This is a genomic window from Acidovorax sp. NPDC077693, from assembly GCF_044542805.1.
Taxonomy (GTDB): Bacteria; Pseudomonadota; Gammaproteobacteria; order Burkholderiales; family Burkholderiaceae_C; genus Acidovorax.
On sequence record NZ_JBITVD010000002.1, the window covers coordinates 223784 to 249970 of the forward strand.

Annotated in this window: 24 protein-coding genes; 7 read left to right on the plus strand and 17 right to left on the minus strand. The window is 68.9% G+C overall.

Annotation, left to right across the window (positions count from 1 at the left end):
- Window positions 1-169 precede the first annotated feature (169 nt).
- A complete protein-coding gene (locus ACIGHN_RS03130) occupies window positions 170-643 on the minus strand; it encodes a hypothetical protein (RefSeq protein ID WP_396503228.1) in 474 nt (157 codons plus the stop codon).
- 666 nt (window positions 644-1309) lie between these two features.
- Between ACIGHN_RS03130 and ACIGHN_RS03135 the strand changes: the two genes are divergently transcribed.
- Window positions 1310-2860 carry an SIR2 family protein gene (locus ACIGHN_RS03135; protein WP_396503229.1) on the plus strand — a complete coding sequence of 517 codons (1551 nt, stop codon included), beginning with the start codon at window positions 1310-1312 and terminating at the stop codon, window positions 2858-2860.
- 326 nt (window positions 2861-3186) lie between these two features.
- Here the strand turns inward: ACIGHN_RS03135 and ACIGHN_RS03140 are convergent, their stop codons facing one another.
- Both ACIGHN_RS03140 and ACIGHN_RS03145 read right to left on the minus strand, forming a co-directional pair.
- Window positions 3187-3447 carry a hypothetical protein gene (locus ACIGHN_RS03140; RefSeq protein WP_056417505.1) on the minus strand — a complete coding sequence of 87 codons (261 nt, stop codon included), beginning with the start codon at window positions 3445-3447 and terminating at the stop codon, window positions 3187-3189.
- A 214-nt stretch (window positions 3448-3661) separates the two neighbouring features.
- Complete coding sequence (locus ACIGHN_RS03145) at window positions 3662-5176, minus strand: AMP-binding protein (RefSeq protein ID WP_396503230.1); 1515 nt, start codon at window positions 5174-5176, stop codon at window positions 3662-3664.
- Window positions 5177-5574: 398 nt separating this feature from the next.
- On the opposite strand from ACIGHN_RS03145, the gene ACIGHN_RS03150 reads away from it, so the two are divergent.
- The 3 genes from ACIGHN_RS03150 (at window position 5575) to ACIGHN_RS03160 (ending at window position 9349) form a co-directional block, all read left to right on the plus strand.
- Window positions 5575-6633 (plus strand): DUF533 domain-containing protein, encoded by a 1059-nt coding sequence (locus ACIGHN_RS03150; protein ID WP_396503231.1) that lies wholly within the window; start codon window positions 5575-5577, stop codon window positions 6631-6633.
- Between the two features lie 228 nt (window positions 6634-6861).
- Window positions 6862-8355 (plus strand): SPOR domain-containing protein, encoded by a 1494-nt coding sequence (locus ACIGHN_RS03155; protein ID WP_396503232.1) that lies wholly within the window; start codon window positions 6862-6864, stop codon window positions 8353-8355.
- Window positions 8356-8566: 211 nt separating this feature from the next.
- A complete protein-coding gene (locus ACIGHN_RS03160; protein ID WP_396503233.1) occupies window positions 8567-9349 on the plus strand; it encodes an SGNH/GDSL hydrolase family protein in 783 nt (260 codons plus the stop codon).
- A 41-nt stretch (window positions 9350-9390) separates the two neighbouring features.
- On the opposite strand, the gene ACIGHN_RS03165 is transcribed toward ACIGHN_RS03160, so the two are convergent.
- Both ACIGHN_RS03165 and ACIGHN_RS03170 read right to left on the minus strand, forming a co-directional pair.
- Window positions 9391-10215, minus strand: coding sequence for an alpha/beta fold hydrolase (locus tag ACIGHN_RS03165; RefSeq protein ID WP_396503234.1), 825 nt, complete (start codon window positions 10213-10215; stop codon window positions 9391-9393).
- A 43-nt stretch (window positions 10216-10258) separates the two neighbouring features.
- Window positions 10259-11263 carry a M14 family zinc carboxypeptidase gene (locus ACIGHN_RS03170; protein WP_396503235.1) on the minus strand — a complete coding sequence of 335 codons (1005 nt, stop codon included), beginning with the start codon at window positions 11261-11263 and terminating at the stop codon, window positions 10259-10261.
- Window positions 11264-11432: 169 nt separating this feature from the next.
- Between ACIGHN_RS03170 and ACIGHN_RS03175 the strand changes: the two genes are divergently transcribed.
- The 3 genes from ACIGHN_RS03175 to ACIGHN_RS03185 all read left to right on the plus strand — a co-directional run bounded on the left by ACIGHN_RS03175 (window position 11433) and on the right by ACIGHN_RS03185 (window position 12445).
- Window positions 11433-11561: a hypothetical protein gene (locus tag ACIGHN_RS03175; protein WP_255593410.1), complete on the plus strand. Its 129-nt coding sequence runs from the start codon at window positions 11433-11435 to the stop codon at window positions 11559-11561.
- Window positions 11530-11703, plus strand: a complete 174-nt coding sequence (locus ACIGHN_RS03180) for a hypothetical protein (protein ID WP_200912430.1) — start codon at window positions 11530-11532, stop codon at window positions 11701-11703. Before ACIGHN_RS03175 ends, ACIGHN_RS03180 begins: the two co-directional genes overlap by 32 nt.
- A 253-nt stretch (window positions 11704-11956) precedes the next feature.
- A complete protein-coding gene (locus tag ACIGHN_RS03185; RefSeq protein ID WP_056417487.1) occupies window positions 11957-12445 on the plus strand; it encodes an HU family DNA-binding protein in 489 nt (162 codons plus the stop codon).
- 81 nt (window positions 12446-12526) lie between these two features.
- Here the strand turns inward: ACIGHN_RS03185 and ACIGHN_RS03190 are convergent, their stop codons facing one another.
- From ACIGHN_RS03190 to ACIGHN_RS03245, 12 genes are all read right to left on the minus strand, one after another.
- On the minus strand, window positions 12527-13000 hold the full coding sequence (locus tag ACIGHN_RS03190) for a transcriptional repressor (protein WP_396503236.1): 474 nt from the start codon (window positions 12998-13000) through the stop codon (window positions 12527-12529).
- Window positions 12997-14406, minus strand: coding sequence for an efflux transporter outer membrane subunit (locus ACIGHN_RS03195; RefSeq protein WP_396503237.1), 1410 nt, complete (start codon window positions 14404-14406; stop codon window positions 12997-12999). The genes ACIGHN_RS03190 and ACIGHN_RS03195 overlap by 4 nt, the downstream gene beginning before the upstream one ends.
- A 35-nt stretch (window positions 14407-14441) precedes the next feature.
- The gene (locus ACIGHN_RS03200; protein WP_396503368.1) at window positions 14442-16409 is read right to left on the minus strand and encodes a MacB family efflux pump subunit; all 1968 of its coding nucleotides are present in this window, start codon (window positions 16407-16409) and stop codon (window positions 14442-14444) included.
- A gap of 59 nt (window positions 16410-16468) precedes the next feature.
- Window positions 16469-17791 (minus strand): efflux RND transporter periplasmic adaptor subunit, encoded by a 1323-nt coding sequence (locus ACIGHN_RS03205; RefSeq protein ID WP_396503238.1) that lies wholly within the window; start codon window positions 17789-17791, stop codon window positions 16469-16471.
- The gene (locus ACIGHN_RS03210; protein WP_396503239.1) at window positions 17791-18426 is read right to left on the minus strand and encodes a hypothetical protein; all 636 of its coding nucleotides are present in this window, start codon (window positions 18424-18426) and stop codon (window positions 17791-17793) included. Before ACIGHN_RS03210 ends, ACIGHN_RS03205 begins: the two co-directional genes overlap by 1 nt.
- Before the next feature lie 160 nt (window positions 18427-18586).
- Window positions 18587-18949 (minus strand): DUF3325 domain-containing protein, encoded by a 363-nt coding sequence (locus ACIGHN_RS03215; RefSeq protein ID WP_396503240.1) that lies wholly within the window; start codon window positions 18947-18949, stop codon window positions 18587-18589.
- On the minus strand, window positions 18946-19257 hold the full coding sequence (locus ACIGHN_RS03220) for a DUF3649 domain-containing protein (RefSeq protein WP_396503241.1): 312 nt from the start codon (window positions 19255-19257) through the stop codon (window positions 18946-18948). Before ACIGHN_RS03220 ends, ACIGHN_RS03215 begins: the two co-directional genes overlap by 4 nt.
- 6 nt (window positions 19258-19263) lie before the next feature.
- The gene (locus ACIGHN_RS03225; RefSeq protein ID WP_396503242.1) at window positions 19264-19914 is read right to left on the minus strand and encodes a nickel uptake transporter family protein; all 651 of its coding nucleotides are present in this window, start codon (window positions 19912-19914) and stop codon (window positions 19264-19266) included.
- 70 nt (window positions 19915-19984) lie between these two features.
- Entirely contained in the window at window positions 19985-21607 is a 1623-nt protein-coding gene (locus tag ACIGHN_RS03230; RefSeq protein WP_396503243.1) for a PepSY-associated TM helix domain-containing protein, read from the minus strand.
- Window positions 21608-21764: 157 nt separating this feature from the next.
- Complete coding sequence (locus ACIGHN_RS03235) at window positions 21765-24221, minus strand: TonB-dependent siderophore receptor (protein ID WP_396503244.1); 2457 nt, start codon at window positions 24219-24221, stop codon at window positions 21765-21767.
- 230 nt (window positions 24222-24451) lie between these two features.
- Entirely contained in the window at window positions 24452-25534 is a 1083-nt protein-coding gene (locus ACIGHN_RS03240) for a FecR family protein (RefSeq protein ID WP_396503245.1), read from the minus strand.
- Complete coding sequence (locus ACIGHN_RS03245; RefSeq protein ID WP_056417463.1) at window positions 25531-26043, minus strand: sigma-70 family RNA polymerase sigma factor; 513 nt, start codon at window positions 26041-26043, stop codon at window positions 25531-25533. The genes ACIGHN_RS03240 and ACIGHN_RS03245 overlap by 4 nt, the downstream gene beginning before the upstream one ends.
- Window positions 26044-26187: the final 144 nt, after the last annotated feature.

Here is a 26187-nt window from a genome sequence, read left to right on the forward strand (position 1 = left end):
TGGTACCCATGAGGAACATGACATCCAGCTCGCTGAACTGGGTAACAAACTTGTGACGCATCGCCTCCTGCCAATCAGCGCGGCGGTGCACGTTCCAGTAGAGCGCTCCGGCCTCCCAGTCCACCAGCTTGTGCTTGAACGGCTTCACACTCTCGGAGGTCTGGCATTCTTAGCGGTAGTGGAAGTCGTAAGGGAGTTTCTTGAGCGTCTTGAGGGAGCGCTGATCCTCCACCGCATCGAACAGGCTGCCTTGCTGCTGCTCCTGCAACAGTTTGGCCATTTCATCCTCGGTCCAGTCTGGAGATTCCACGGCCTTGATGTCCAGCCCCAGCAAGCGGCTCGGCCGCACCAGCCCCAGGGTCGTCCCACTCGCCTGACGTGAAGCCTCCAGCGCATCGAACGAATCAAACACCGGTACGCTTTTGATCGCCTCGCGGCGGGTTATCCAGTAGTCGCGGGTGGGAAGCGGATCGCCCTCCACCTCGATCGTGTCCACCGAAATGCGGTGGCTCTCGGTCCGGGCATCGTCCTGCGCGCGGCGAACCCGGGCTGTGATCCACTGCCACTTCTTGAACTGCTGATCGTCCTCCACCAGTCGGAACGGCACCGGAAACAGCCGGATCAAGCGTCCGTCGTCGGTCATCCCAGCGACGCAAGAAGTTTCAACATACCGAGCGCTGGGCGACGGGTAGGTCTTGCACAGAATCAGGATCCGTTGGTGGTCTGATGCCACGTGATTTCCTCCCTGAAAAGACTGCTTCAAAGCAGCCAATTGACCAGCACATCAAGCCACAACGCTGTCCTCCAATAACTCGTCAGCAGCGGAAATGTCATTCCATCCGCCTGTCTGGTCGAGATAAAAAGGGCTCCTCTCAAGGGAATGATTCCACCTCCAGGTGGATGATGCGCTCAAGGCGACTCCAGTTTAAGTCTGAAGTCGCTTCTGCAGCGATTGCGGTCGCACACCGATGGACTCCAGCCATGGTCTAGGCTCGATTGCGTTCACTACGCCACCTTGAGCTACAGAAGCGCGAACAATGGCAATGGAGCGGAGCGGGTCCACAGCGTGAGCTTGGAAACGCCGGTCCTTCCATTGAGCGACACCCGAGATACAGCGAAGGCCTTCAGGCATTTTTCTGAAATGCCCTGCAGCCTCGGTAGTTACTCGTGGCACCCACACGGTCCGTCGTCGGGCAATGATCCTCTAGGAGCCACGCACAAGCGACGCGGAGAAGCACCTACGCGAGGCTCGGTCGGGCTCTTCGGGATCAGCGTATGCTTGATAGGTTTTCAAAAATCAATTTGCCTTATGAGCTTAGAAGCCGACCTGACTGAGATCCTGAAGTCTAGACATGCAGGTGCATTTCTTTTTGTCGGCTCCGGCTTTTCTCGCCGGTATCTCGGCTTGGAGGACTGGGTAGGACTACTCTCCAGATTCTGTGTCGCTGGGCGACCGTTCGGCTATTACCTCACTACAGCAAATGGAGATGTCCCCGCCGCAGCCAAACTGCTGGCGGTGGACTTCAATGAATATTGGTGGAAAGCACCTGAGTATGCGGCGAGCGTTGAACGGTACCAATCTAGAGTGGCAGACGTAAGTTCGGCACTGCGCTTGGAGGTGTCTGCATACTTGGGCGGCCTGGATCAAGCTGCTTCCGCGAACATAGAGTATTTGGAAGAAATCAAGCTCCTCGCCAGTTTAAACGTAGATGGCATCATCACCACGAACTGGGACATATTTCTGGAGCAACTCTTCCCAGACTATCGGAAGTATATTGGCCAGAACGAGCTCCTCTTCTCGAATCCCCAGGAAATCGGAGAGATCTACAAGATTCATGGCTGTGCATCTCGCCCAGAATCGCTAGTACTTACCTCAGATGACTACGCTGCTTTCCACGAGAAAAACCCGTATTTGGCCGCCAAGTTGATAACAGTATTTGTCGAACACCCTGTCGTATTCCTTGGGTACTCCATTTCTGACCTCAACGTCTCATCCCTCTTGCGATCCATCACACTTTGCATGGGTAAAGATCAGATAGAACAACTCCGCAGGAATCTGATATTTGTTCAGCGATTAAAAGATGGTGAGACAGGTGGCGTTTCAGACACGTTTCTGACTATCGACGGTGTTCAGATCCCACTTGTGCTGGTCCGCACTAACGACTTTTCTGAGGTATATCGTGCGCTCGGCTCAACTAAGAGGAAAATTCCTGCCCGCGTGCTTCGGTACTGCAAGGAGCAGCTCTACGAACTTGTCCGATCCCTGGAGCCCGAGAAAAAGCTTTGCGTAGTAGACATCGACGCGATTGATCAAAAGGAAGACGTCGAATTTCTAGTTGGCGTTGGCGTCGCCTCCCCCGAGGCTGCCGATATAGCAAAAATAGGATATGAGGCGATCGATGTAAAAGATCTGATTACCGATCTAGTCCACGACAACCGGAACTACAACCCACGGCAGATCATCGAAAGCGTTATCAAACGAGCCGGCCGAAACACGAAGTACGTGCCTGTTTTCAAGTATCTCAGCGGTATCGGCATCACCTCAAAAGACTCATTTCAGAAGAGTGGCCTCCCTCTTGATAAATGGGTCAACCGAGATCTGAAGGATTATCGGGTGAAGCTGTACAAGGCGGCCTTCTACAAGCGGCGTCACGAAAGTCTGGAAGAGATCATTACTGGCTCAACGCCAGAGAACGCCGCAACGTTGATTCCATTTTTGGCCAAGGAAAAAATTGATCCTGATCGTCTACGCGCGTTCCTACAAGAACACGAAGATAAGATTGACTACGAATATTCCAACTACGCATCCTATTTCCGAAAGCTGGCAGCGTTGTACGACCAGCTTCGGTATGGGTGGTAGCGTGCTCCCTCGTCCTTGCCACGCGCGGGTTGCTTTCCCGCGCCAATGGTAGGACCTTAGTTTCCCAAGCTCTCGCTGCTGTCGCTCGACGTGCGAGACGGCCAGTGCCCGGTGTCGGCGACCGCGGTTATTCGCAAGGCCTTAGTTGACCGGCTGCACTCAGCCTATACCGGTAGTTGGCAATGCGACCCGGTCTCAAGCTCCCCTTTCGATTCTGTCTTCAACACATGCTCATCACTGTTCATGGAAGCCTTAGCCGCGTACCCAGGAACAGGAATCAGCGACACGCATCAGTCGCCCGCTGACCCAACGCTAGCCAGCTCCCATCACCCCGCAACCCGCATCAACTCAGCCTTCGACAAAATCACACACCGCTGGCGGGTCTGCTGGTACTTGCGCAATGCGGCGTCCTGGATGCGTTCGATGTTGCGGCCCACGGCCTGGGCGAGGGATGCAAAAGCGCCGTGCACGCCCAGGGTGTGCTCCAGCATGGCGCGGTCCAGGCGGACGGAGAGGTCGTGGCCTTGGGCGTCCAGGTTCACGATGATGAGGCCGGGTTGCGCTGCATCGGAGACGATCTGCATCATGGTCGGAGAGATAAAACGAAGTGAATTGGAGGGTTGTGCCGATGAGCTGTTGCCGCTCGGTTCGGACACACGAAGCCCGCAACTTTAGGGACACCGGAGGCCACCGCTTGTAGGACCGCAACGGAACCCGCTCACGAGTGGCGCATGTGTGGCTGAATAGGCGCATGGATAGCAGCGATGAACCGGTGCTTCATTGCCACCGCATGCGACGCGTCTACCCGCGCAGTTCCGTCTTCAACACCTTGCCGTAGCTGTTCTTCGGCAACCCTTCCACCCACCGATACACCTTCGGCCGCTTGAACCGCGCGATGTGCTCCCCGCACAGCGCGTCCAGCACCGCATCCTCCACCGGCCCGCCCTCACCCGCCACCAGGTAGGCCACCACCACCTCGCCCCACTCGGCATCCCGCTGCCCCACCACGGCCACCTCGCGGACCTGGGGGTGCAGCAGCAAAACCTCTTCCACCTCGCGCGGGTAGATGTTGCTGCCGCCGGAGATGATCACGTCCTTCGACCGGTCCTTCAGGGTCAGGAAGCCATCGGCGTCCAGCACACCCACATCGCCCGTGTGCAGCCAGCCGGCCTGCAGCGTGCGGGCCGTCGCGTCGGGGTTGTTCCAGTAGCCGGGCATGACGGTGTCGCCGCGCACCAGCACCTCGCCGGTGTCGCCGACGGGCATGGGCTGGCCTTGGGCGTCGACCACGCGCACCTCCACCAGCGACTGCGCCACGCCGACCGAGGCCATGCGGTCGGCCCAGCGGGGGTGCGTGGTGTCGGCCAGGTGCGCGCGTGACAGCGCGGTGATGGTCATGGGGCTTTCGCCCTGGCCGTAGATCTGCACGAAGCGGTCGTTGCCCATCACGGCCATGGCGGTGCGCAGGTCGTCGGCATACATGGGGCCGCCGCCGTAGACAATCGTTTTGAAGCCCGACACGTCGGCACCGGTGGCGCGCACGTGGTCCACCAGGCGGTGCACCATGGTGGGCGCGGCAAACAGGGTGAGTTGGCCCACCGATGCGGCCAACTGCACCAGCTCGGCGGGGTCGAAGCCGCCGGACACGGGCACCACGTGCCGCCCGCCGCGCAGCACCTGGGCGTAGTTGTACAAGCCCGCACCGTGCGACATGGGCGCGGCGTAGACCATGGCGTCGCCGGGCAGCACGTCGTCCACGTCGGTGAAGTAGCAGGCCGTCATGGCCAGCAGGTTGCGGTGGGTCTGCATCACGCCCTTGGGCCGGCCGGTGGTGCCCGATGTGTAGAACAGCGATGCGATGTCGTCCGGGGCACGGTCGTGCACGGGCATGGGCGCACCGTGCTGTTGCACGGCCTGCTGGTAGTCGGCAGAGCCCAGCAGCAGTGTGGCTGCAGGGTCTGCGCCGGCCTCGCGCGCGGCGGGGTGCAGGGCCTCGGACACCAGCGCCACGCGCGCACCGGAGTCGGCCAGCACGTAGGCCAGCTCTTTGGCGTGCAGCTTGTAGTTGACGGGCACGTGCACGGCGCCGGCCCACACGATGGCGTGCAGCGCCTCCAGGTACTCGGGCGCGTTGGCGGCGTAGATGGCCACGCGGTCGCCGGGCAGCACGCCGTAGCGTGCGCGCAAGCTGGCGGCCAGCGCGGCGGTGCGTGCGCCCAGCGTTTGGTAGTCGAAGAGCACTTGGTCGCCGTGCAGCACGGCGGGCTGGTGGGCGTGCAGTTGCGCGCTGCGGCGCAGCAGGTGGGCGATGTTCATCGGGTGGCGCCCCGCGCGCTGGGGGTGGTGGTGCCTGCCCTGCTGGTGCTGCCCTTACTGCCCGTACTGCCCGTAACGCTGGTATTGCTTGCCCTGCTGGTCGTCGCCGCTTGCCGCATGCCTTGCCTCCTTGCATTGAGACAGCCACTGTACGCAAGCCGCGCCCGGACGCACAGCCGATCAACTACGCAAGGGGAAACCCGGGTGGGCAGCGCAAGGCCGGCAGTCGGTGCCACGATGCACCTGGTTACCAGATGCCTGCAATTCCCCACAAGCCGTGGCGTTGAAAGCGCGCGCCCTAGACTGCACCTGTCCTCACACCGCACGCCGCCACACTGCCTTCTGGCACAGGCAGCGTGTCAGCCCCTTCATTTCACGGCCTTGCAGGCCCGCACCGCATGACTCCAGAACAGCAAAAATCCATCCTCACCATCGCCTTGCTGGCCGCGTTTGCGGACGGCACCAAGGACGACGCCGAGCGTGAAGAGATCCGCCGCATCGCCCAGTCCCTGGCAGGCGACAGCGGCATGGCCGACCTGCCGCGCATTTACCAGGACGTGCTGCTCAAGCGCACCACGGTGCAGGCCGCCGCCGCCGCGCTGACCGACCCCGGCCACCGCCAGCTGGCCTACGAGATGGCAGTGTGCGTGTGCGATGTGGATGGGCGCCAGACGCCTGCGGAGGCGCAGTTCCTGGCCACGCTCAAGTCTGCGCTGCAGTTGGGGGCGCAGCAGACCGCCGCCTTCGAGCATGAGGCCGATGCGCTGGTGGACGTGGCCGAAAAGGCGCCGCCTTCTGCCGTGCCCTGGGGCGTGGCGGGTGCGGCGGCCACCGGTGCTGCGGCCTACGCAGCCGCTGCATCAGCTCATTCTTCTCCTTCTTCTTCGTCGTCCTCGTCGCCTGCATCCATGCCCGTGCCGGTGGCCGTGCCCGCAGGCCCGGGCGACGCCGAGCTGGACAAGTCCATCCTGAACTACGCGATGCTCAACGGCGCGCTGGAGCTGCTGCCGCAGTCGTGGGCGTCAATGGCCATCATCCCGATGCAGGTGAAGATGGTCTACGGCATCGGCAAGGCGCACGGCGTGGAGCTGGACCAGGGTCACATCAAGGAGTTCATCGCCGCCGCGGGCGTGGGCATGACGTCGCAGTACCTGGAGCAGTTTGGCCGCAAGCTGCTGGGCGGCCTGCTGGGCAAGGTGGCGGGCCGCACCATCGGGGGCGTGGGCAGCGCGGCCACCGGCATGGCGTTTTCTTTTGCCACCACGTATGCACTGGGCCAGGTGGCCAAGCGCTACTACGCGGGCGGCCGGGTGATGAGCACCGCCATGCTGCGCGACAGTTTTCAGAACCTGCTGGGCCCGGCCAAGCAGATGCAGTCGCAGTACCTGCCGCAGATCCAGCAAAAGGCGGCCACGCTGGATGCTGGCAAGATCATGGCGATGGTGCGGGGCGGCTGAGGCGGGGGCAGAGCGGCTGCGGCACGCCGCTCCTATTTTTATAGCTGCTTGCGCTTACCCAGAAAGCGGTAGCGGCCATTTTTTATCCAATCCTGCGGCAGTGCCACCCCTGCAGGCCTGCTGCCGCAGCGCTGCCAGCCCCCACCGCGGGCGCCGCCCTGGTACCGCGCAGGCGCTGCGCGCCCGCAACACGCGGTGAATGCGCGCCAGTGCATGACAGAATCAGGCATGCGCGCCACCACGGACTTTGCAGACTCCCTCATCCCCGCCATGTCGCTGGACTCGCCGTCCGACAACGCCATGACGGCGCTGTACCGCGTGGCGCTGGGGCCGGTCAACACCGACTACTACCTTCCCGTCTTCGCCCGCTTTGACACCGCGGGCCGCACCACCACCACCTGGAACTGGGCAGCCAGCTTGTGCACCTTGAACTGGATGGTGTTCCGCCAGGTGTGGAGCGGCGCGCTGGCCTATGTGGCCGTGGCCGAGGGCCTGGCGCTGCTGGTGTTTGCGCTGGGCCGCCAGTTCTTGAACTGGCCGCAGGGCGTGGAGCTGGGCGTGCTGGCCGCGTTTGCCATGCTGGCGTTCACGGTGCCGGGCCTGTATGGCAACGCCATCCTGCACGCCGACGTGCGCCGGCGCATCTCGCGCGCGCTGGCCGCGTCGCGCACCGTGCCCGAGGCCTGCGCGCTGCTGCAGCAGCGGGCCAGCAGCCGCAAGCGCCTGCAGGCCATCGTGGGCGTCAATGTGGCTCTGGCCATCATCGCGGTGGCGGCGTACCTGACGCTGCCCGGGGCAGGGTTTCACAACGAGGCCGACACGTCGATGACGCCGGCCGTGACCGTGGCCCAGGCGTCATCGGCAGCGGCCGCTGCGGCATCTGCGGCGTCTGCCCAGGCGGCGGCCCAGCCCCCGGCGGCCGAGCCAGCACCCGCGACACCCGCGCCCACGCCTGCCGCCGCCATGGCCACCGCCAGCGGTGCACCTGCGGCGACGGCCCCGGCACCCGCTCCCGCATCCATGCCGGCAACCGCGCCGGTACCAGCAGCGCCCGCCGCCAAGGCACAGCCACCAGCCACCGCGCCGGCAGCCCCTGCCACGCCAGCGGCGCCCACTGCAAACAAACCCGCCAACGACAAGGCCAGCGCCCCTGCGGCTTCGCCCGCGCCAGCATCAGCGCCTGCCAGGAGCGACCAAGCCCAGGCCACTGCCGCCGCCACAGCCGCTACGACCGCCGCCGCCAAGGCCGACGCACCCGCACCGAAACCTGCACCTGCCTCCAAACCCGCCCCAGCGCCCGCAGCCCCGGCCAGCAAGGCAGACGCTGCAACCGCCAAGGCTGCGGCCAAGGCCGCCAGCAAGCCGGCGCCAGCCCCCGAGCGCGCCACCCGCACCGCAAAGGCTGGCGGCGCCAAGCCTGCGGCTGCCGCATCCGGCGCCGCCGCAGCGGCCTCCGAGGCCGCCAGCGCACCGCTTGCCACCGTGGGCAGCGCGGCGGGTTACTACATCAACGTGGGCCTGTTCGCCGAAGAGGCCAACGCGCGCAAGACGCAGGCGCGGCTGCTCAACGAAGGGCTGCCCGCCTTCCGGCAGGAGCTGAACAACGCCAAGGGCCGCCGCATCCGCGTGCGGGTGGGCCCGTACGACAGCCGGGCGCAGGCGGCCGCCGCGGCCGAATCCATCCGCGCGATGGACCTGGACGCGGTGGTCTTCAAGCAGTAGGTTTGCGGCGGTAACGGTCAGCGGTAGCGGCAGGCAGCGACCCGTGTCACCCGCCCGCTGCCCGCGCTGCGGTGGAGAACAACGCTGGCGGGTGGGCACAGATAGCGCCCAGGGGTGCGCTGTCCTACGCGGGCCGCGGCGCGTCGCCGACTTACCCGGCGGTATCGCGGCGATACGCTGGCTGCATACCCAACGCCCTGCCTGCGCCACCATGCCACACCACGCCCACCGCCACCCCTCCCGCACCCGCCGCCTGGCCCTGGTCACTGCGGCCGCCATCGGCGGCGCCTTGCTGGTGTCGGCCTGCGCGCCGTGGCGCATATTCACATCGGTGGACCTGGCCAAGCAGGCCCAGCCCTACACCGCGCAACCCGCGCAGCCCAGCCAGCGGCTGCTGGTCGTGGGCGACAGCACGGCCCTGGGCACCGGGGCCAGCAGCCCCGCCGACAGCCTGGCGGGCCTGATCGGCAAGGCCCACCCGCAGTGGCGCATCGACAACCTGGCCGCCAACGGCGCCAAGTTCGGCGACGTGGCGAAGCAGCTGCAGGGCGCCGAGGCGGGCTACGACATGGTGCTGGTGCTGGCCGGCGGCAACGATGTGATCCGCCTCACCACCCAGAAGACACTGCGCGCCAACCTGGAGCAGACCGTGGCGCTGGCGCGCGAAAAGGGCCGCACCGTGGTGCTGATGCCCTGCGGCAATGTGGGCCATGCGCCGTTTTTCGTACCGCCGCTGTCGTGGGCCATGTCCAGCCGGTCCGAGCGGCTGCACGCCATGGTGCAGGAAGTGGCCGCGGCCAACCAGGTGCGCTACGTGCGCCTGCTGCGCCCGCGCGATGAAGACCCCTTCGTGCTGCGCAGCGACGAGCTGAACGCCGCCGACGGCCTGCACCCCAGCAGCGCAGGCTATGCGCAGTGGTACCAGGAGCTGGTGGCCCAGGGCGGCCTGGCTCCCGCCACGGCAGGCGCCACCGCCACCCCGGCTTCCGAATAGCCCCCCTGTGCCGCCGCCCGGCGCGGCGGGAGGCGGGCGGTTCAACCAGGCCCCGAGGTGTCCGTGCACGCCTCGGCACTGCTTTGTGCACTGCCTGGCGCACTGCCATCACCACCCACGTCGGCCACCCAGGCCCTGACCTGCTCCACCACCCAGGCTCCGTCATCCAGCGGCAGGTCGTGCCCCGCACCGGGGTGCAGCCGCAAAGGTACCTGCCAGGCCTGCGCGATGGCGATGGAGCACCGCACATCCACCAGCCCGTCGCGCTGGCTGGCGAGCATCAGCACGCGCTGCAGCGGCGCGGCCACCGGCGCGCGGTAGCGGGCTGCAGCGGCCAGCTGGCGCAGCGCGTTGGCCGGCGACACGGGCCGCGCCCGCCGCACGCGCGCCCACTCGGCAACGGCAGCGCCATGGTCTGCCACGCGGCGGCTGGTCAGGCGCAGCACCGTGTGCTCCATCTGCTCGGGTGACCGGGGCCGCAGCACCAGCCCCAGCAGCGCCGCGTAGTTGCGCGGCCGCAGCCGCTGGTAGAAGGCGCTGAAGGGCTGGAAGCTGGTGTTGATGAGCACGCAGCCCGCCACCTCGTGCGGCGCCACCCGGGCCCATTCGGTGGCCACCATGGCACCCAGCGACATGGCCAGCAGGTGGTACGGCGGCGCCACGCCCCGGCGTGCCAGCCCGGCGCGGCATGCGGCCACCATGCCCGCCACCGTGGTGGGCGATGGCTGCCGGTGCAGGGCGCCATTGCCCGGCAGGTCCAGCGCGGTCACGGCATGGCCTGGCAGCGCCCGCTCGAAGTCGGCCACAAAGCTGCCCCAGTGCGCTGACTCGCGCGTGAGGCCGCGCAGGAAGATCCAGGTGGGCATCCGTCCCTTTCAACCAACAGTCTGCGGCACAGCGGCTACCGCATCAATACCAGGCCGCCAGCGCATCCGCCCGCCGCTGCGCGCGCTGCTCGGGCGCGGGGGCCCAGCGCGCGTGGCTGCACGCGGCGCGCGACAGAAAGTCCAGCAGCAGCATGTGCCGGCGCAGCACGCGCTGCTGGCGGTGGTCGATCAGCGGGTTGAAGATGCCCCAGCGCGAGAACAGCTGGCGCGGGTTCTTCTTGATCCACAGCCACGAGCCCATCTCCAGCGTCAGCGGCAAGAAGGTGTGGGTCGGCACGTTGCGGCAGGCCTGCAGGTACAGGTGGTCCCACAGGTCGCCGTGCGTCAGGTACTGCGCGCTCTGCGGCTCGATCACGTACGGGTGGTGGCTGTGGGCCTGCAAAAAGATCTCCTGCAGCGCATGCAGCTCGGCCAGGTGCGGGATGGGCTTGCGCGTGTGGGCGAACGGAAACCACAGCCGGTCCTGCACGCCAAAGCCCGAGTGGCAGTCCAGCGCCAGGCTGAAGCTGCGCGGCAGCAGCTCGGCCTCCACCACCTCGCACAAGGCCTGGGCCTCTTCTTCCATGGGCTCGCCCGCACGGCCCCGAAACCACGGCAGGCCCGCGCTCAGGCGCTGGCCGCCCACCCACAGCGGCACGCGGTCCATGGCCTCGACCGGCGCGTTGCGCATCAAATCCACGCCGCGCGGGTTGGCGCGGGTGGACGACCACATGCCGCCCGGGTTGACGATGGGCATGAACACCAGCCGCACCTGCTCGAGCTGCCGGTGCAGCGTGGCGTCCCAGCGCAGCCGCATCACCACGCTTTGCAGGTAGGCCATCACCACCTCGGTGCCGATGCGCTCCAGGCCGTGCACGCCACCGAAGAAGCCCACCGCCGGAACATCGGGCGCGTCGTTGCCGATGCCGATGGCGTAGATGGGAAGGCTGGGCCCGGCAGGCACCTGCACCTGGCGCACCACCCGCACGTCCAGGTGCGCAGCGCCCTGCTCGATGATCTTTTCCAGTGCCAGCAGCTCGGACAGCATGTTTTTCCGGTGAATGGCGGCCCGTGGGGCGCGCACCAGCCGGCGAGCTTAAGCGGGCGCCCGGCCCCGCGATAGCCCCATGCGGGCGGCTGTTGCTATTCACCCCGGTGACGCCAAACCGTCACATTGGCGGGCTAACGTGGCCGCAGTCAACGGGTGGAGGTACACCATGCTCTGGAAAATTCTCGGACTGCAGCGGCTGCTGGATGAGCTCTTCGATCAAGGCTGGGTGCGCTTTGACCTGCCCCGCACGGACGGATGGTTCCATGACGACGCGCCGCTCCCGTCGCAAGACTGAGGCCTACCGCCTCGCGGTGCTGTGCGGCACGCTGGGCTGCGCATTTGCGTGGGGCCTGGTGGAGCTGCTGGCGCTGCAGCGATCGCGCTACCAGCTGTGGCGCGACAGGCACCACACATCGGACGCGCGCCTGCTGCGTTAATCCCCAGCCGCCGCAGCGCGCCCTGCGCAGGCCCTCTGCGGCGCCATGAACAGGCCCTGCCCGCGCATGCCGCGCGGGCCGCGCCAGCGCTTGACGCGCCCCCGCACAGCGCTGCGCGAACGCTGCTGCAAGAATCCTCAAACCTCTGCGGGTCTTCCATATGCTGGCGCGTTGCGCATACGCACCTAAAATCGCGCGTCCCCTCAAAAAATTGAACAGGGACGTCTCGAAACTCTGAAACAACAAAATCATCATGGCAACTGCGAAAAAAACCCCCGCTGCTCCTGCAAAGAAGGCCGTCGTCAAGGCCGCGGCTCCTGCAGCCAAGAAGGCGGCTCCCGCCAAGAAGGCCGCAGCCCCTGCGACCAAGGCAGCCCCTGCCAAGAAGGCTCCTGCCGCCAAGGCCGCCGCCGTGCCGGCAGCGCTCAAGCCCATCAAGGCAGCGTTCAACAAGACCACGCTGGTCGCCCACCTGGCCGAGCAATCGGGCGTGGAACCCAAGGCCACCAAGGCCGTGCTGGCAGCACTCGAAGCCGCCATCCTGGGCTCCGTGCACAAGAAGGGCTCCGGCGAATTCACGCTGCCAGGCGTGCTGAAGATCGGCCTGCAGCAAGTCGCGGCCAAGAAGAAGCGCTTCGGCAAGGACCCCTTCACCGGTGAAGAGCGCTGGTTCCCCGCCAAGCCCGCATCGGTCAAGATCAAGACCCGCGCGCTGAAGAAGCTCAAGGACGCAACGGCCTGATCAATCAGCCCGCGCTCCCCAGCGACAAGGACCAGATGCCTCCGGGCGTCTGGTCCTTTTTCTTTGTGCGGGCCTGGGGTTTTAGTTGGGCTGGCAGTGCCCCGTGGCGCCGTCGCAGCCCAGGCAGTCCACCTGCAGCACCAAGCCCGCCACCAGCGGCCGCAGGCCCACTTCGGCCGCGCGCAGCTCCAGCTCGTTGCGCAGCTGTGCGCCGGGCAGCGTGGCCGAGCGCTCGCACCGGCGGCAGGCCATGCGCACGTCGGCCGACGGCGGCGGCGCATGGGGCCGCAGGCGGTACACGGTGTGGCGCCGGTCGCTGCGGTCGTGCAGCAGCACGCCCAGGGTCTGCAGCTCATGGATGATGCGGTACACCGTGCTGGTGCTCACGTGCGTGCCGCGCAGCAGCATCTGGTGAAACGCCTCGTCCGCGCCGATGCCCGCGCTGCCCGCGGAGTGGATCACCTGCAGCACGCCGATGCGCGCCGTGGTGGGGCGCAGGCCCGCGGTGCGCAGGCGCTGCGGCATGGTCACCGGCTCGTCGGTGGCTACCCTCATGGCTGCACCACGGTGGCCATGGCGGCCACGCTGTGCGCGACAGCGTCAACATCGGGCTGCCAGCCCCCGCCCAGTGCGCGGTACAGAGCCACCTGCGCCTGCCATTCGGCCTGGTGCAGCTGGGCCGCCATGTCCTGCGCGGCGTACAGGGTGCGCTGTGCATCCAGCAGCGTGAGCAGCGTCTCGGCCCCGGCGCGGTAGCGCGACTGCGCCAGCGTGGCCGCCTGCTGCGCCTGCTGCACCACCTGCGCCTGCGCGGTGCGCTGGGCCTGCGTGCCCGCCACCGCCTGCAGGGCTTGTTCCACATCGCTCACGGCCGCCACGATGCTGGCGCGGTACTGCGCCAGCAGCTCGGCCTGCCGCGCCTGGGCCGCATCGCGGTCGGCAGCCAGGCGCCCGCCGTCGAAGATGGGCGCGGCCAGCGCGGCGGCCAGGCTGTAGAGCGGGTTGTCGAACACGCGGGGCAGGTTGCTGCCCCCGGTGCCCAGGCTGGCAGTCAGGCTGATGCTCGGCAGCAGCGCCGCGCGGGCTGCGGCCACGTCGGCGTGGGCGGCAAAAAGCCGCGCCTCGGCCCGCGCAATGTCGGGCCGCCGCACCAGCAGGTCGGCGGGCGACCCGGCAGCGGGCGCCAGCACCTGCGTGGCGGGCAATGCGCTGGCCTGCACCACCGGCCACTGCGCCTGGCCCAGCAGCGCGGCCAGCGCCGTGTGAGCGCCCGACACCTGCTGGCGCCGTGCCTCCAGCACCTGCCGCTGCGTGGCCACCAGGCCGCGCTGCTGCGCCAGCTCGAGCTGCGTGGCGGCCCCGGCGCGCGCGCGCGACGCGACCACGGCCAGCACGCGCTCGGCGCTGTGCAGGTTCAGCTCGGCAATCGCCAGGCGCTCGCGCCCGCCCACCAGTTGCAGCCAGGCCTGCGCCACCGCCGCCGTCAGCGTGATCTGCACCGCGCCGCGGTCGTGCACGCTGGCGGTGCGCAGGGCCTGGGCACTGGCACGCTCGGCACCCAGGCGGCCCCAGGCATCGAGCTCGTAGCTGGCGACCAGCGCAGCGCCGATCTGGTTGCCGGCCACCTCGGCCTGCCCGCCGGCACGGGCCTGGCGGCGGGCGTCGAGCGTGCCGGTCACGGCGGGCAGCAGGCTGGCGCCGGCGGCCCGCGCCACGGCATCGGCCTGCTGCACCCGCGCGATGGCGGCGGCGAGGTCCGGGCTCTGCGCGTGGGCGGCGTGGATGAGCGCGTCGAGCTCTGCGACGCCGAGCACGGAGACACCCGTCGCCACCCCCTGCGTAGGCGGCAGCGGGCTGGCCCACTGCACGGGCAAGGCGGGTGCGGCAGCGGCATCTTCGGGCAGCGGCTGCACCGCGGCGCAGCCGCCGAGCAGCAGCACGCCGGCGGCAAGACAGGACACAGAAGCAATACAAGTGCGCATACCAACCATCACAATCATTCGGAAGCCAGGGCCACCACGGGGTCGAGCCCGGCGGCGCGGCGGGCGGGCATGTAGCCGAACACCAGGCCCGTGGCCACGGCGCAGGCAAAGGCACCGCCCATGGCGGTGAGCGAGAAGATCACGGGCACGCCCGACACGATGAGCACCGCGCCTACGGCCAGGCCGATGGCCAGGCCCGCCGCGCCGCCCACCAGCGTGACGAGCACGGCCTCGGTGAGGAACTGGCGCAGGATGTCGCCCTGCCGCGCGCCGGTGGCCATGCGGATGCCGATCTCGCGCGTGCGCTCGCGCACCGTCATCAGCATCACGTTCATCACGCCGATGCCGCCCACCACCAGCGACACGGCCGCGATCAGGCCCAGCATCATGGTCATGGCGTTGCGCGTCTGCGCCTCGGCCTGCAGCTTGGCCGCCGCGTTGCCGATGCGAAAGTCCTCGCGCCCGTGGCGCGACAGCAGCAGCGCGTGCATGGCCTTCTCGGCCGCCTGTACCTGCTCCACCGACGCGGCAGCGACCACGGTGTAGTCGGGCTGGGTCTGCACGCGGTACACGCGCGCGCGGCCCGACTGGTAGGGGATGAACACCATGTCGTCGTAGTTCTGCGCGCCCGAGTCGGCGCCGCGCTCGGCCATCACGCCGATCACCTCGAACGGCGCGTTGCCGATCAGCAGGTGGCGGCCCAGCGGGTTCGGGTGGTCCGGAAAGAACTGCGCGCTGGCCTTGTGCCCCAGCACCACCAGCGGCGCCAGGTCGCGGTCTTCGGCCGCGCTGTAGTAGCGGCCCTGGGCCACCTTCCAGTGGTGCACGCGGGGCATGTCCTCGCTGGCGGCGAACACGTAGATCTGCCGCTCGACATTGCCATGGCGCACGGGGATGGGGTCGCCGATGACGGGCATCACGTGGCCGATCTCGGGCAGGCGGGCGATGGCCTCCAGGTCCTCTGCGGTGATCTCGCCCTGCGGCCCACCCTCGCGCGGGTGGCTGGCGCCCAGGTACATGATGGTGGTGCCCATGGAGCCCATCTGCTCCACCACGCGCTGCTTGGCGCCCTCGCCCACGCCCATCATCACGATGACCGACGCCACGCCGATCACGATGCCCAGCAGCGTGAGCCCGGTGCGCGCGCGGTTGATGCGCATGCCGCGCCAGGCCGAGCGGGCGGCCTCGGCCAGTTCGGCCCAGAAGACGCGGCCAGAACGCTTGCTACCATTTTTATAGCTGCTTGCGCTTGCTGGTTGCGCGGTAGAGGCATTTTTTTCTTCCAACGCCCCTGCCACGACCGCACCGCTGTCCGCCACGATCTCGCCGTCACGGATCTCGATCACGCGGCGCGCCTGGGCGGCCACTTCGCGGTCGTGGGTGATGAGCACGATGGTGTGGCCCGCATCGGCCAGCTCGTGCAGCAGCGCCATCACCTCGGCGCCGCTGTGGGTGTCCAGCGCGCCGGTGGGCTCGTCGGCCAGGATGATGCGGCCGCCGTTCATCAGCGCCCGCGCAATCGACACGCGCTGCTGCTGCCCGCCCGACAGCTGCGTGGGCCGGTGGTGCAGCTTGTCGGCCAGGCCCAGGCGCGACAGCAGTGCGGCTGCGCGGCGGGTGCGCTCCTCGCGCGGGGTGCCGGCGTAGATGGCGGGCACCTCGACGTTCTCGCACGCCGACTCGGCGCGGATCAGGTGGTAGCCCTGAAAGACGAAGCCGAAGGCCTCGCGCCGCAGCCAGGCCAGCTGGTCGGCGTCGAAGCCCGCCACGTCTTCGCCCTGGAAGCGGTAGCTGCCGCTGCTGGGCTTGTCCAGGCAGCCGAGCAGGTTCATCAGCGTGGACTTGCCCGAGCCCGACGCGCCCACGATGGCGACGAATTCGCCCGCATGGATCGACAGCGAGATGCCACGCAGCACCTCCACCTCGGGCTGCTCGCCACCGCCGTAGCGACGGCGCACGCCGCGCAGCTCGATCAGCGGCACACCCGGGGCGTCATGCAAGACGCTGTGCAGGGTGTCGTGTTGGATGCCGTTGCCTGCGGTCACAGCTTGAACCTTTGCGGGCCGCTGCGCGCAGGGCGCTCGCCGGTCACCAGCTGCTCGCCCTCCTGCAGGCCCGAGCGCACCTCGGCCAGGTGGCGGCTTTTCACGGCGACGACGACGGCGCGCTGCTCCACCACGCCATCGGCGCGCAGCACGCGGGCGCTGTGGGTGGCCGCGGCGGCCTTCTCGCCAGCGCCGGCACCAGCGCTGTCACCGTCACCCTCCGCATCAGCTGCCTTGCCACCCGCCGCCTTGCCGCCGGCCGGGCTGGCAGGGCTGGCCGGACTGGCCAGTGCCGACAGCGGCACGGCGATCACGCCCTGCGCCTGCGCGGTGACGAAGCTCGTCTGCGCGGTCATCTGCGGCATCAGCTCGCCGTCCGCGTTGTCGACGTCGAACAGCACGGTGTACGACACGGCCTTGCTCGCGGCGGCCTGTGCGTTGGCGCCGCCCGCGGCCTTGGCCTCGGGCGTGGGCGGCGCGGGCAGCACCTGGCGCACGGTGCTGCGCCAGCGGCGCGCGGCGGCGTCGGCCTGCCCGCCCAGCGTGGTGAAGTACACCGGCAGGCCCGCCTGCACGCGGCGGATGTCGGCCTCGGAGACTTCGGTCCACACGGTCATGGTCGACAGGTCCGCCACGCGCAGGATGTTGGGCGTCTGGTAGGTGGCGTTCAGGGTCTGGCCCTCGCGCGCTTCCAGCGCCACCACGGTGCCGGCCATGGGCGCGTAGATGCGGGTGTAACCAAGGCGCGCCTCATCGGCCTTCAGGCTCGCCTGGGTCTGGTCGATCTGTGCCTTCAGGTGGTCGATGCGCGCCGCGGCCGATGCGAGCGCGGCCTCAGCCGTCTGCAGGTCTTCGAGCCGCGTGGCGCCTTCGCGCTCCATCTGCTGCTGGCGGGCCTGCTGCTGCTGGGCCAGGCGGTGCTGGGCCTGCTGCTCGGCCAGCTGCGCGCGCAGGCCGGCCAGCGCGGCGCGCGCGCCGTCCACCGTGGCCTGCTGCACGCTGGGGTCTATCTCCACCAGCAGCTGGCCCTTCTTGACCTCGGTGCCGGGCTGCACGTGCAGGCGCGTTATCTGCCCCGACACCTGCGCGCCCACGTCCACATAGCGGCGCGGCTGCAGCGTGCCGATGGCGCTGACCGTGGCCTCGATGTCGCCGCGCGCCACGGGCACGGTGTCGTAGACCATGGCGGGCTGCCGCGTCCACCACCAGGCGCCGGCGGCGATGGCACCCGCCAGCACCACCAGGGCGCCCACGCGGCGGGCCGTGCGTGCAGTGCGTGCAGTGCGTGCGGTGTGTGTATGGGGTGGGGTCGGGGCCATCAGCGGGGCACCTCGAAGCTGAGCGTGGCGGTGTGGCGCACGTCGTCGTATTTCTTGCCGTCCACGGTGACGGAGCCGTTGACCTTGGCGCTCACCTCCAGCACGTAGAGGCCGGGGAACGGCGTCTCCAGCTGCACCGTGCCGTCGGCCGCCGGGGCCAGCGTGCGGCGCCAGCCGGCGCTGGTGTCCACATTCACTTGCGACGCCGCCACGGTCTGCCCCTTCCACACCAGCTTGAAGGTGTTGCCGCCCGGCGTGGTGGGCACCAGCTCCAGGTCGTTGGCGGCGCGGGTCTCGGTGCGGCCGGTGCGAGCCTGGTAGTAGGTGACCGCGCCGTGGCCGGTGATGTGCAAGGTGCTCAGGCGCAGGTCGTCCCCGCCCGGCGCGGTGATGTCGATGTGGCCGGCCTGCGGCGCCACGGGCAGGTCCTTGCCGTCGGCCAGGTAGGCGCGCGGCGCCTGGAGGGGCGGCAGCGCCGCGCTGCGGCGGGGCAGCTCGCCGGCGTAGGCGCGGGCCTGGGCCCCATCGCGCTGCAGCCACACATAGTCGGCATGGGCATGGCCCGCCCAGGCGCAGGCGGCCAGCGCAAGCAAGGCACCGGCGGCGGCGGAAGGTGAGGCAAAGAGTGAAGACATGGCTGGTTCGAAAAACGAAGATAAAAAAACGCAGGCCGCCAACGGCGCAGGCTGCAGGGCCCGCGCACTGCACCTACTGCCTATGACCAACGAGACGGAAAAAAGGGCACGCTGTTCGGGACTTTTTTTGCCGACGCCCCCCAAGCGGCGCCGCCGGTGCCTACAGCCCGCCAGCGGACCCCACAAGGCACACGCCCGCCACCAGCACCGTGGCCGCCGACACCCGCACCGCCAGGTGCGGCGCGTAGGTCAGCAGGACACCCACCAGCAGGCCGCCCGCCGTGAGAAGGCCGCACCAGGCGGTCAGCCCCACGGTGGCGCCCCAGGCCCCGATGCTGGCGGCCAGGGACAGCGCCAGCAGCAGGCTGCCCGCCCAGCGCAGCACCCGGCGCCGTGTGCGCGGCACCTCGGCGCGGCCGGTGACCTGTTCGTGGTGGCGGTCCAGGGCCAGCGCCAGGCCCGCCATGCCGCTGAACGACAGCGTGAGCGCGGCCAGCGGTGCGGCCCAGATCGCCGCCGTCATGCGCCCGCCTTCAGCGCCCACAGCGCAGCGGCCAGCACGGCCGACGGCACGGCCAGGCCCATCCAGGCGCGCAGTGCACTGCGTGCGCTGAAGGCCCAGATCACCGCCGCCGCATACACCGCAAAGCTGAGCAGGGTGGCCGTGAGCAGCGCGCTGGCGCGGCTGGTGTCCAACGCGCGGGGCAGCCCCACGGCCAGCACCGCGGTGAACAGCGACGCCAGCGCATAGCCGCCCAGGGCCGCCGCCAGGGCGCGGCTGGCCACCATCAGGCGGTAGCGCGCGGCAGAGCCTGCGTGTGCGGTGGCCATGGCGGCTTACTGCGCGACGAAGGTCAGCGTGGTCGTGTAGCCCAGCTTGGCGACCTTCTGGCCGGCAATGACCACATCGCCCACGGCAGGTGCCTCGTGGGTGCTGACGAGCACGTAGCGGCCCTTGCCGTTCACCGGCACGTCGATGCGGCCGGCGGCATCGGTCTTGAAGCCCTTGGTCCACTTGTCGGGCGTGATCACCGTGACGGTCTTGTTCACCACGGGCTGGCCCTTGAACACCAGCGTGAAGGTGTTGCCACCCGCCGTGACGGGCACCAGTTCGTAGTCGAGCACGGCCTGCGTCTCGCTGCGGCCGGCGCGCGCGTTGAACACGGCGGCCTGGAAGCTGCCGTCCTTGGCCTTCCAGGGCTTCCAGACCTGGTCGTTGGACAGGCGCACGTCGCCGGCAGCGGCCACGTCGGCCTCCAGGAATTCCTCCTTGGCGGTGAGCTTGGCCGTCTGCTGGCGGTCGGTGGTGAAGACCTGGGTGGTGGCGGCCAGCTTGGCCACTTCGGCGCCCTTGTCGTGCTCGCTGTCGGCATCGCCCACGTACACACGCACCGGGCCGGTGGCATCGCGCTCCAGCCACAGCTGGTGGGCGGTGGCAGACAGGGCGATGCCGGACAGGGCGACGGCGAGCAGGGTTTTCTTGAACATGGAGACTCCTTTGAAAATCGAGAAGAAGAAAAAGAAGAAAGAGAAATCGGGGAAGAAGCACTGCGGCGCGCTAGAGGGCGGCACCCGCGACCACGGCACCACGGGCGCGTGCGGGCTCCGCCGCAGCGCGCTGCCGGCGGTGCACGCGGCGTGCAGCGACCGCAAGGCACACGCCCAGCGCCAGCATGGTGAGGTCGAACCCGGCCAGCATCCAGTCGCCCGCAGGCAGGGTGACGCCCAGGTGGCGGTCGGTGGTCAGTGCGTTGAGCAGGGGCAGCAGCGCAAACGCCGCGGCGGCCAGCCACAGCGATTCCAGCCACGCGCGCAGCGGCGTGCGCAAGGCCGGGTACAGCAGCAGCACGCCCCAGGTGATGAAGAGCACGTGCGCCTCCCACTCGCGGCGGGTGGCGAAGTCCGCCGGGATCAGGCGGTTGGCCCAGAAGTACGCGGCCACGGCCACGGGCAGGCCGGCCACGGTGCCGATGTTCAGGCACTCCACCAGCCGAAAGCCGAACTCGGGCTTGCCGCCCGCCTTGGCCCGCTTGTCCTGTTGGGCGCGGCGCTTCGCGGTCCAGAGCACAAGGCCGGTGGCGATCATCGCGCAGCCCAAGAGGCCACTCGCAAAGTACAGCCAGCGCAGCACGGGCCCTGCAAAGCGGCCTTCGTGCAGGGCCAGCAGGACGTCCTGCGTCTCGCGGGCCGCGCCGTCTTCGGCCTTGGGCGGCAGGGCCTCGCCCGTGCGGGCATCAAAGCGCAGCCGGTCGCTGCCGGCAATCTGCCCGCCCGCCACGCGCACCAGTTGCACGTCGGCATCGGCGCGCCCGGGCTGCTGCACGCCCACGCGCGCCACCTGGCCCGCGCCCCACTGCGCCTCGGCCTGGGCCACCAGCGGCGCCAAAGCGGTGAGCGGCTGCGCGGAAACAGTGGCATTCACGGCGGCCGGTCGCTGCAGCAGGTCGTCGTAGAACACCTGCGCGTTGCCCGCATAGTGGCTGGCCGCCAGGCCCGCCGGCATGTACTGGAACAGGAAGAACACCAGCCCGCTGTACGTGATCATCAGAAAGAACGGCAGCGCCGTCACGCTGATGATGTTGTGCGCGTCCAGCCACGAGCGCTGCCCCTTGCCCGGCCGGAAGGTGAAGAAGTCCACGAAGATCTTCTTGTGGGTGATGACCCCGGTCACCACGGCCATGAGCATCAGCATGGTGCACACGCCCACCAGCCGGATCGCCACGTCGTACGGCACGTAGTGCAGCATGTAGTGCATGCGGTACAGCAGGTGGCCGCCGCCGGTCTTGCGCACCACGGGCTCGGCGGCTGCCTGACCGGTGTCCGGGTCGAGCGTTCGGCGCACGAAGCGGCCGCGCGCGCCGGGCTTGCCATCGGCGGGCGGCTCGCGCCAGCTCACGCTCAGTGCGCTGCTGCCGCGCTGGCCGGGCAACTGCACCGACCAGTCCTGCGACTGTGGCGGCGCGTTGGCCTGCAGGTAGGCCTGCGCCAGCGCGACCGCCCGGTGCGGGTCCACTGTCGCGGCAGCGGTGTCCAAGGGCAGCTCGGGGCGCATCCACCGGTCGATCTCGTGCGCGAAGTAGCCGGCCGTGCCCGTCACGAACACGAAGAACAGCACCCAGCCCACCACCAGCCCGACCCAGGTGTGCAGCCAGGCCATGCACTGGCGAAAGCCTTCTTTCATGGCAGATCACTCCGGTTGCAGCGATGCGATGGCATGCATCACCCCCTGCCGGTAAAACTGGCGCAACACAGGCCAGGGCTCCCGCGCAAGGGCCGCCCCGCCGCGCTGGGAGCGGCCCCCTTCCAGGGGGACGGCGCAAAGCGACTCAGGGGGTGCATCAGAACCGCACGTCCAGCGCCACCTGCAGGCTGCGCGGCGCACCGTAGTACGAGTTGCCGACCGAGGTGTAGTACACCTTGTCGAGGGCGTTGCGCAGGTTGGCCGTGACGGCCACCGTGTCGGTGATGGCGTAGCGCACCATGAGGTCGACCACCGCATACGCGGGCTGCGTGAACCGCACGCGCGCGGCGCCCTGGTTGTCGCGGTAGATCTGGTTCTGCCAGCGCAGGCCGCCGCCCACGGTCAGGCCCTTGCCGATGCCCGCGATGCGGTAGCTGGTGAACAGCTTGGCCGTGTTCTGCGGCACGTCGGTGAGCAGGCGGGTGCGCAGGCGGTCCTGCGTGAGGTTGCGCGAGAAGCCCGCCGCGACCTGCCAGCCCGGGCGCACCTCGCCCGTGGCCTCGACCTCGAAGCCGCGCGTGCTGGTGCCCGAGACGGCCTCGTAAGCCTGGCTGCCGTCCGGGGCGAACACGTTGGGAATGGCCACGCCCAGGTTGTCCTGCCGCGCCTTGTAGATGGCGCCCGAGACGTTGAGGCGGTCGTTCAGGAACGCGCCCTTCACGCCTAGCTCGAAGCTGTCGCCCGTCTGAGGGTCCATGTAGTCGCCGTTGGCCAGGCGCAGGCTCTGCGGCGTGAAGATGGTGGTGAAGCTTGTGTAGGCCGACCAGTTGCGGTCGATGTCGTAGACCAGGCCCAGGTACGGGGTGACCTCGCCGCTTTCGTAGCGGTTGTTGGCGGTGGTGGCGCCGGTGGAAAAGCGGGTGCTGGTCTGCGCGCGGCTCCAGTCCACCACGCGCGCGCCGGCCAGCACGGCCAGCGCATCCGTGGGCTTGAAGCGCACGGTGGCGTAGGCGCTGTTCAGGCGTTCGTCCGACGTGTTGCGGCCGATGCTGGGGTTGGGCGGCGCGGCGGGCGAGGTGCCGTCCCAGGTGAAGATGTTGCCGATGGCACTGCTCCAGCCCGCGTGCGTCCAGTTGGTGTACGACGGCGCGTCGTAGCTGGTGCGCGACATCTGCGCGCCGAAGGCCACGTCGTGCTTGCGGCCCAGCAGGTCGAAGCGGCCCGTGGTCTGCACGTCCAGGCTGTCCTGGCGGGGCGTGGCGCTCCAGCGGCCCGCCCACAGCGTGACACCCGCGCCCGTCGCGCGCACCGGCGCGCCGCCGCTGGCGTAGCCGATCAGCTCGTCGTAGAAGTTGTTGGTGCGGGTGGCCGTAGCCTTGACCTTCCAGTCGTCGCTGAAGCGGTGCTCCAGCGCCGCGAACACCGAGGTGTAGTGGCGTTTGGAATACGCCCAGGGCGGCGCGGCCGAGGCCGAGCGGCTCCATTGCGTGCGCGTGCCGTCGGAGTAGTAGGCCGGCAGGCCGCCGCGCGCATGGCCCGTGGCGTCGTGGTGCTGCACCGAAGCGCCGGCCAGCAACTGCGTCTGTGCGGTGAGGTCGGCCTCGACCGCGCCGTAGAGCAGCTTCTTGCGCTCCTTCAGGCGGTCGATGTAGGAGTCGTTGTCCTGCGCGGCGGCCACCAGGCGGCCCCGCACGCTGCCCGACGCGTTGATGGGCCCGGCGATGTCCGCCTCGGTCCGCACATGGTTCCACGAGCCCGCCTCGGCCCGCACCGAGGCCTGGAAGTCGGCGGTGGGCCGCTTGCGGATCATGTTGATGGCCGCGCCCGGCGTGCCGATGCCGTTCATGAGGCCCGAGGCGCCGCGCACCACTTCCACGCGGTCGAACATCGCCATGTCGTTGGTCTGGAAGATGCTCGAGTAGTTGGAGTCCGTCTGGCGGACGCCGTCGATCATGTAGGTATTGACCGAGAAGCCGCGCGAGTAGATCGGCGAGGTGTCCGAGCCCTGGTTGCCGCTCTGGCTGAACACCAGCCCGGGCGTCTGCGCGACCACGTCGGACAGCTGGGTCAGGCCCTGGTCTTCCATGCGCTGGCGCGTGATGACGCTGACCGACTGGGGCGTCTCGCGCAGCGACAGGGCGAGCGGCGTGGACGTGCCCGCCTGGCGCGTGGTGTAGGAACCGCTGTGCTCGGTGAGCGCGCTGGGCTCGGCCTGGGCCTGCACCCGCACTTCGGCCAGGCTGGTCTCGCCGGCAGCACCCGCAGCACCCGATGAAGCCGCCGCAGGCGGCCTGCGCACCACGATGCTGGTGCCTTCGATCACGCCCACCAGGCCCGAGCCCGCGAGCAGCCGGTCCAGCGCCTCGCGCACCGTGAGCGACCCGTTCACGGCCTGCGCAGAGCGCCCGGCCACCAGTGCGGGCTGCACCATGAGCTCCATGCGCGACTGGCGCGCCAGGTCGTTGAGCGCCTGGGCCAGCGGCTGCGCGGCAATGCTGAGCGCCACGGCGGGCTGCGCGGCGGCGGGCGCCACCTGGGCGCTGGCGCCCATGGCCACCAGGCTGAGCGCGGCGGCCAGGGCCAACGGGGCGGGCCGGAATCGGGTGCGGGGCATGTGAGAGATCTCCCTGGAAACGGATGTTGGAATGGATGTTTGAATAAGACGCCTTCTCATGTAGACGCAGGCCGAAGCCATCCCCCTAGGTCGGTGGGTAAAGTTTTTTGAAAAAAGATGCGGGGCCCTGTGCAGGGCAAGGCGGGGCGCGCGGGGCCCACAGGCGCGCAGACCCATCCGCCGGCGGCGGACGGCCAGGAACGGCCTGCAGCCTGCCGATACCGAGGTGGCTACTGGGGGTGGGGAGCGGCCACGATCTCGGTGACCGCGCCGTGCGCGCGCAGCTGCACGGGCAGCACGCTGGGCAGTGCCCGGGTGAAGTTATCCAGCCGCCGCGGGTCGAACGTGCCGGTCAGGCGCAGGGCCCCCACGCCAGGGTCGCGCACCACGAGTTGCGTGGAGCCGTACCGGGCGAATTCGGCCAGCGCCTGCGACAAGGGCGTGTCGTCGAAGCTCACCCGCCCATCGCGCCAGGGTGCAATGCCCGCAGGGGGCACGGGGGCGATGGCGGCAAGGTGGCCGTCCGCAGCGCTGCGCACCTGCTGGCCTGCGGTCAGCTCCACCACCTCGGGCCCGGCATCGGCAGCGCGCGCCACGCGCACGCGGCCCTCTTCCACCGCCACGCGCACACCGGCGTCGCCCGGCACGCCGGGCGTGTAGCGCACCGAGAACCGGGTGCCCACCACCGTGATGCGCAAGGGCCCTGCCAGCACGTCGAACGGCCGCGCGGCATCGCCCTGCACCCTGAACACGGCCTGACCTTCGGGCAGCACCACCTCGCGGCGCTGGCGGCGGAAGGTGACGTCCAGGCGGGTGTTAGTGTCCAGGCGCACGGTGCTGCCATCGGGCAGGTGCACCTCGGACTGCTGGCCCAGGCCGGTGGAGAGGGCCTGCTCATACACGGGTTGCTGCTGCCAGTGGTGGTAGCCCATGACCGTGGCAGCAACCACCAGGCAGACCGATGCGGCCGTGGCGGCGCCCTGCCCCCAACTCCAGTTCCAACTCCAGGTCCATGCACGTGGGCGGGCCGGTGCGCCGGCACGGGCCTTGTCCTGCGTCAAGCCCGCGCGCAGCTGCCGGACTGCCGCTGCGGGCAATGCGTCGAGCGCGCGCCAGTCCTGCTGCCAGCGCGCCAGCGCCGCCGCATGCCGCGGGTCGGCGTCGCGCCACGCATGCAGGGCCTGCAGCGTGGCAGCATCCGGTGCGCCCTGGCTGCGCACGAGCCAGTCCAAGGCTTCACCGTCGAAGTGGTCGATGGCGTCGATGCAGTCGTTGGCGCCGTCCGGCGCGGGCATGGGGGGCTGCGCGCTCATGGCTGGTCCTCCCCCTGTGCGGTGGCGCGGCACGCGCGGCAGGCCACCATGGCGCGCTTTATGTGCTGCTCCACCATCTTGCGCGAGATGCCCATCTGCGCGGCCACCTCGGCCTGCGACAGCCCGTCGAACTTGTGCAGGATGAACGCTTCGCGGCAACGCAGCGGCAGCGATTCGATGGTGGCGATCATCGAGGCCACGCCTTGCGCGGAGGTGAAGGCGGCTTCGGGCTCGCACACGGCGGGTGCGGGCAATTCGGACACATCGGGCAGGCTGTCGTCGGCCTCCGAAGGCACCGTGCCGCGCACCACATGGCGGCGGTGCTGGTCAATGAGCAGGTTGCGCGCGGTGCGGTACAGCAGCGCGCGCGGCTGGGCCACGGCCTCGCCGCTGCGCTGCAGCGCCAGCACGCGCGCGTAGGCCTCGTGCACCAGGTCTGCCGCCGTGTCGCGGCTGCGCACCATGCGGGCAAAGTAGTTCAGCAGTTCTTGGTAATAGTGGGCAACCACGGCGCACGCAGCCTGACAAAGGGCGGCCCGAACGCGGCAGGTTCGGGACCGGGACGGCTGGGGGCGCAGTGTGGTCAGGCCCGTGGCTAATAAGAATGATTCTCATATTGTAAGGACTTGGGCCGGCCCGGGTTTGTAAAGATG

Excerpts from the sequence above, each read along its gene's own strand:
- ACIGHN_RS03130 (WP_396503228.1), bottom strand. The coding sequence starts at position 643 with ATGACCGACGACGGACGCTTGATCCGGCTGTTTCCGGTGCCGTTCCGA.
- ACIGHN_RS03135 (WP_396503229.1), top strand. The coding sequence starts at position 1,310 with ATGAGCTTAGAAGCCGACCTGACTGAGATCCTGAAGTCTAGACATGCA.
- ACIGHN_RS03140 (WP_056417505.1), bottom strand. The coding sequence starts at position 3,447 with ATGATGCAGATCGTCTCCGATGCAGCGCAACCCGGCCTCATCATCGTG.
- ACIGHN_RS03145 (WP_396503230.1), bottom strand. The coding sequence starts at position 5,176 with ATGAACATCGCCCACCTGCTGCGCCGCAGCGCGCAACTGCACGCCCAC.
- ACIGHN_RS03150 (WP_396503231.1), top strand. The coding sequence starts at position 5,575 with ATGACTCCAGAACAGCAAAAATCCATCCTCACCATCGCCTTGCTGGCC.
- ACIGHN_RS03155 (WP_396503232.1), top strand. The coding sequence starts at position 6,862 with ATGCGCGCCACCACGGACTTTGCAGACTCCCTCATCCCCGCCATGTCG.
- ACIGHN_RS03160 (WP_396503233.1), top strand. The coding sequence starts at position 8,567 with ATGCCACACCACGCCCACCGCCACCCCTCCCGCACCCGCCGCCTGGCC.
- ACIGHN_RS03165 (WP_396503234.1), bottom strand. The coding sequence starts at position 10,215 with ATGCCCACCTGGATCTTCCTGCGCGGCCTCACGCGCGAGTCAGCGCAC.
- ACIGHN_RS03170 (WP_396503235.1), bottom strand. The coding sequence starts at position 11,263 with ATGCTGTCCGAGCTGCTGGCACTGGAAAAGATCATCGAGCAGGGCGCT.
- ACIGHN_RS03175 (WP_255593410.1), top strand. The coding sequence starts at position 11,433 with ATGCTCTGGAAAATTCTCGGACTGCAGCGGCTGCTGGATGAGCTCTTC.
- ACIGHN_RS03180 (WP_200912430.1), top strand. The coding sequence starts at position 11,530 with ATGACGACGCGCCGCTCCCGTCGCAAGACTGAGGCCTACCGCCTCGCG.
- ACIGHN_RS03185 (WP_056417487.1), top strand. The coding sequence starts at position 11,957 with ATGGCAACTGCGAAAAAAACCCCCGCTGCTCCTGCAAAGAAGGCCGTC.
- ACIGHN_RS03190 (WP_396503236.1), bottom strand. The coding sequence starts at position 13,000 with ATGAGGGTAGCCACCGACGAGCCGGTGACCATGCCGCAGCGCCTGCGC.
- ACIGHN_RS03205 (WP_396503238.1), bottom strand. The coding sequence starts at position 17,791 with ATGGCCCCGACCCCACCCCATACACACACCGCACGCACTGCACGCACT.
- ACIGHN_RS03210 (WP_396503239.1), bottom strand. The coding sequence starts at position 18,426 with ATGTCTTCACTCTTTGCCTCACCTTCCGCCGCCGCCGGTGCCTTGCTT.
- ACIGHN_RS03215 (WP_396503240.1), bottom strand. The coding sequence starts at position 18,949 with ATGACGGCGGCGATCTGGGCCGCACCGCTGGCCGCGCTCACGCTGTCG.
- ACIGHN_RS03220 (WP_396503241.1), bottom strand. The coding sequence starts at position 19,257 with ATGGCCACCGCACACGCAGGCTCTGCCGCGCGCTACCGCCTGATGGTG.
- ACIGHN_RS03225 (WP_396503242.1), bottom strand. The coding sequence starts at position 19,914 with ATGTTCAAGAAAACCCTGCTCGCCGTCGCCCTGTCCGGCATCGCCCTG.
- ACIGHN_RS03230 (WP_396503243.1), bottom strand. The coding sequence starts at position 21,607 with ATGAAAGAAGGCTTTCGCCAGTGCATGGCCTGGCTGCACACCTGGGTC.
- ACIGHN_RS03235 (WP_396503244.1), bottom strand. The coding sequence starts at position 24,221 with ATGCCCCGCACCCGATTCCGGCCCGCCCCGTTGGCCCTGGCCGCCGCG.
- ACIGHN_RS03240 (WP_396503245.1), bottom strand. The coding sequence starts at position 25,534 with ATGAGCGCGCAGCCCCCCATGCCCGCGCCGGACGGCGCCAACGACTGC.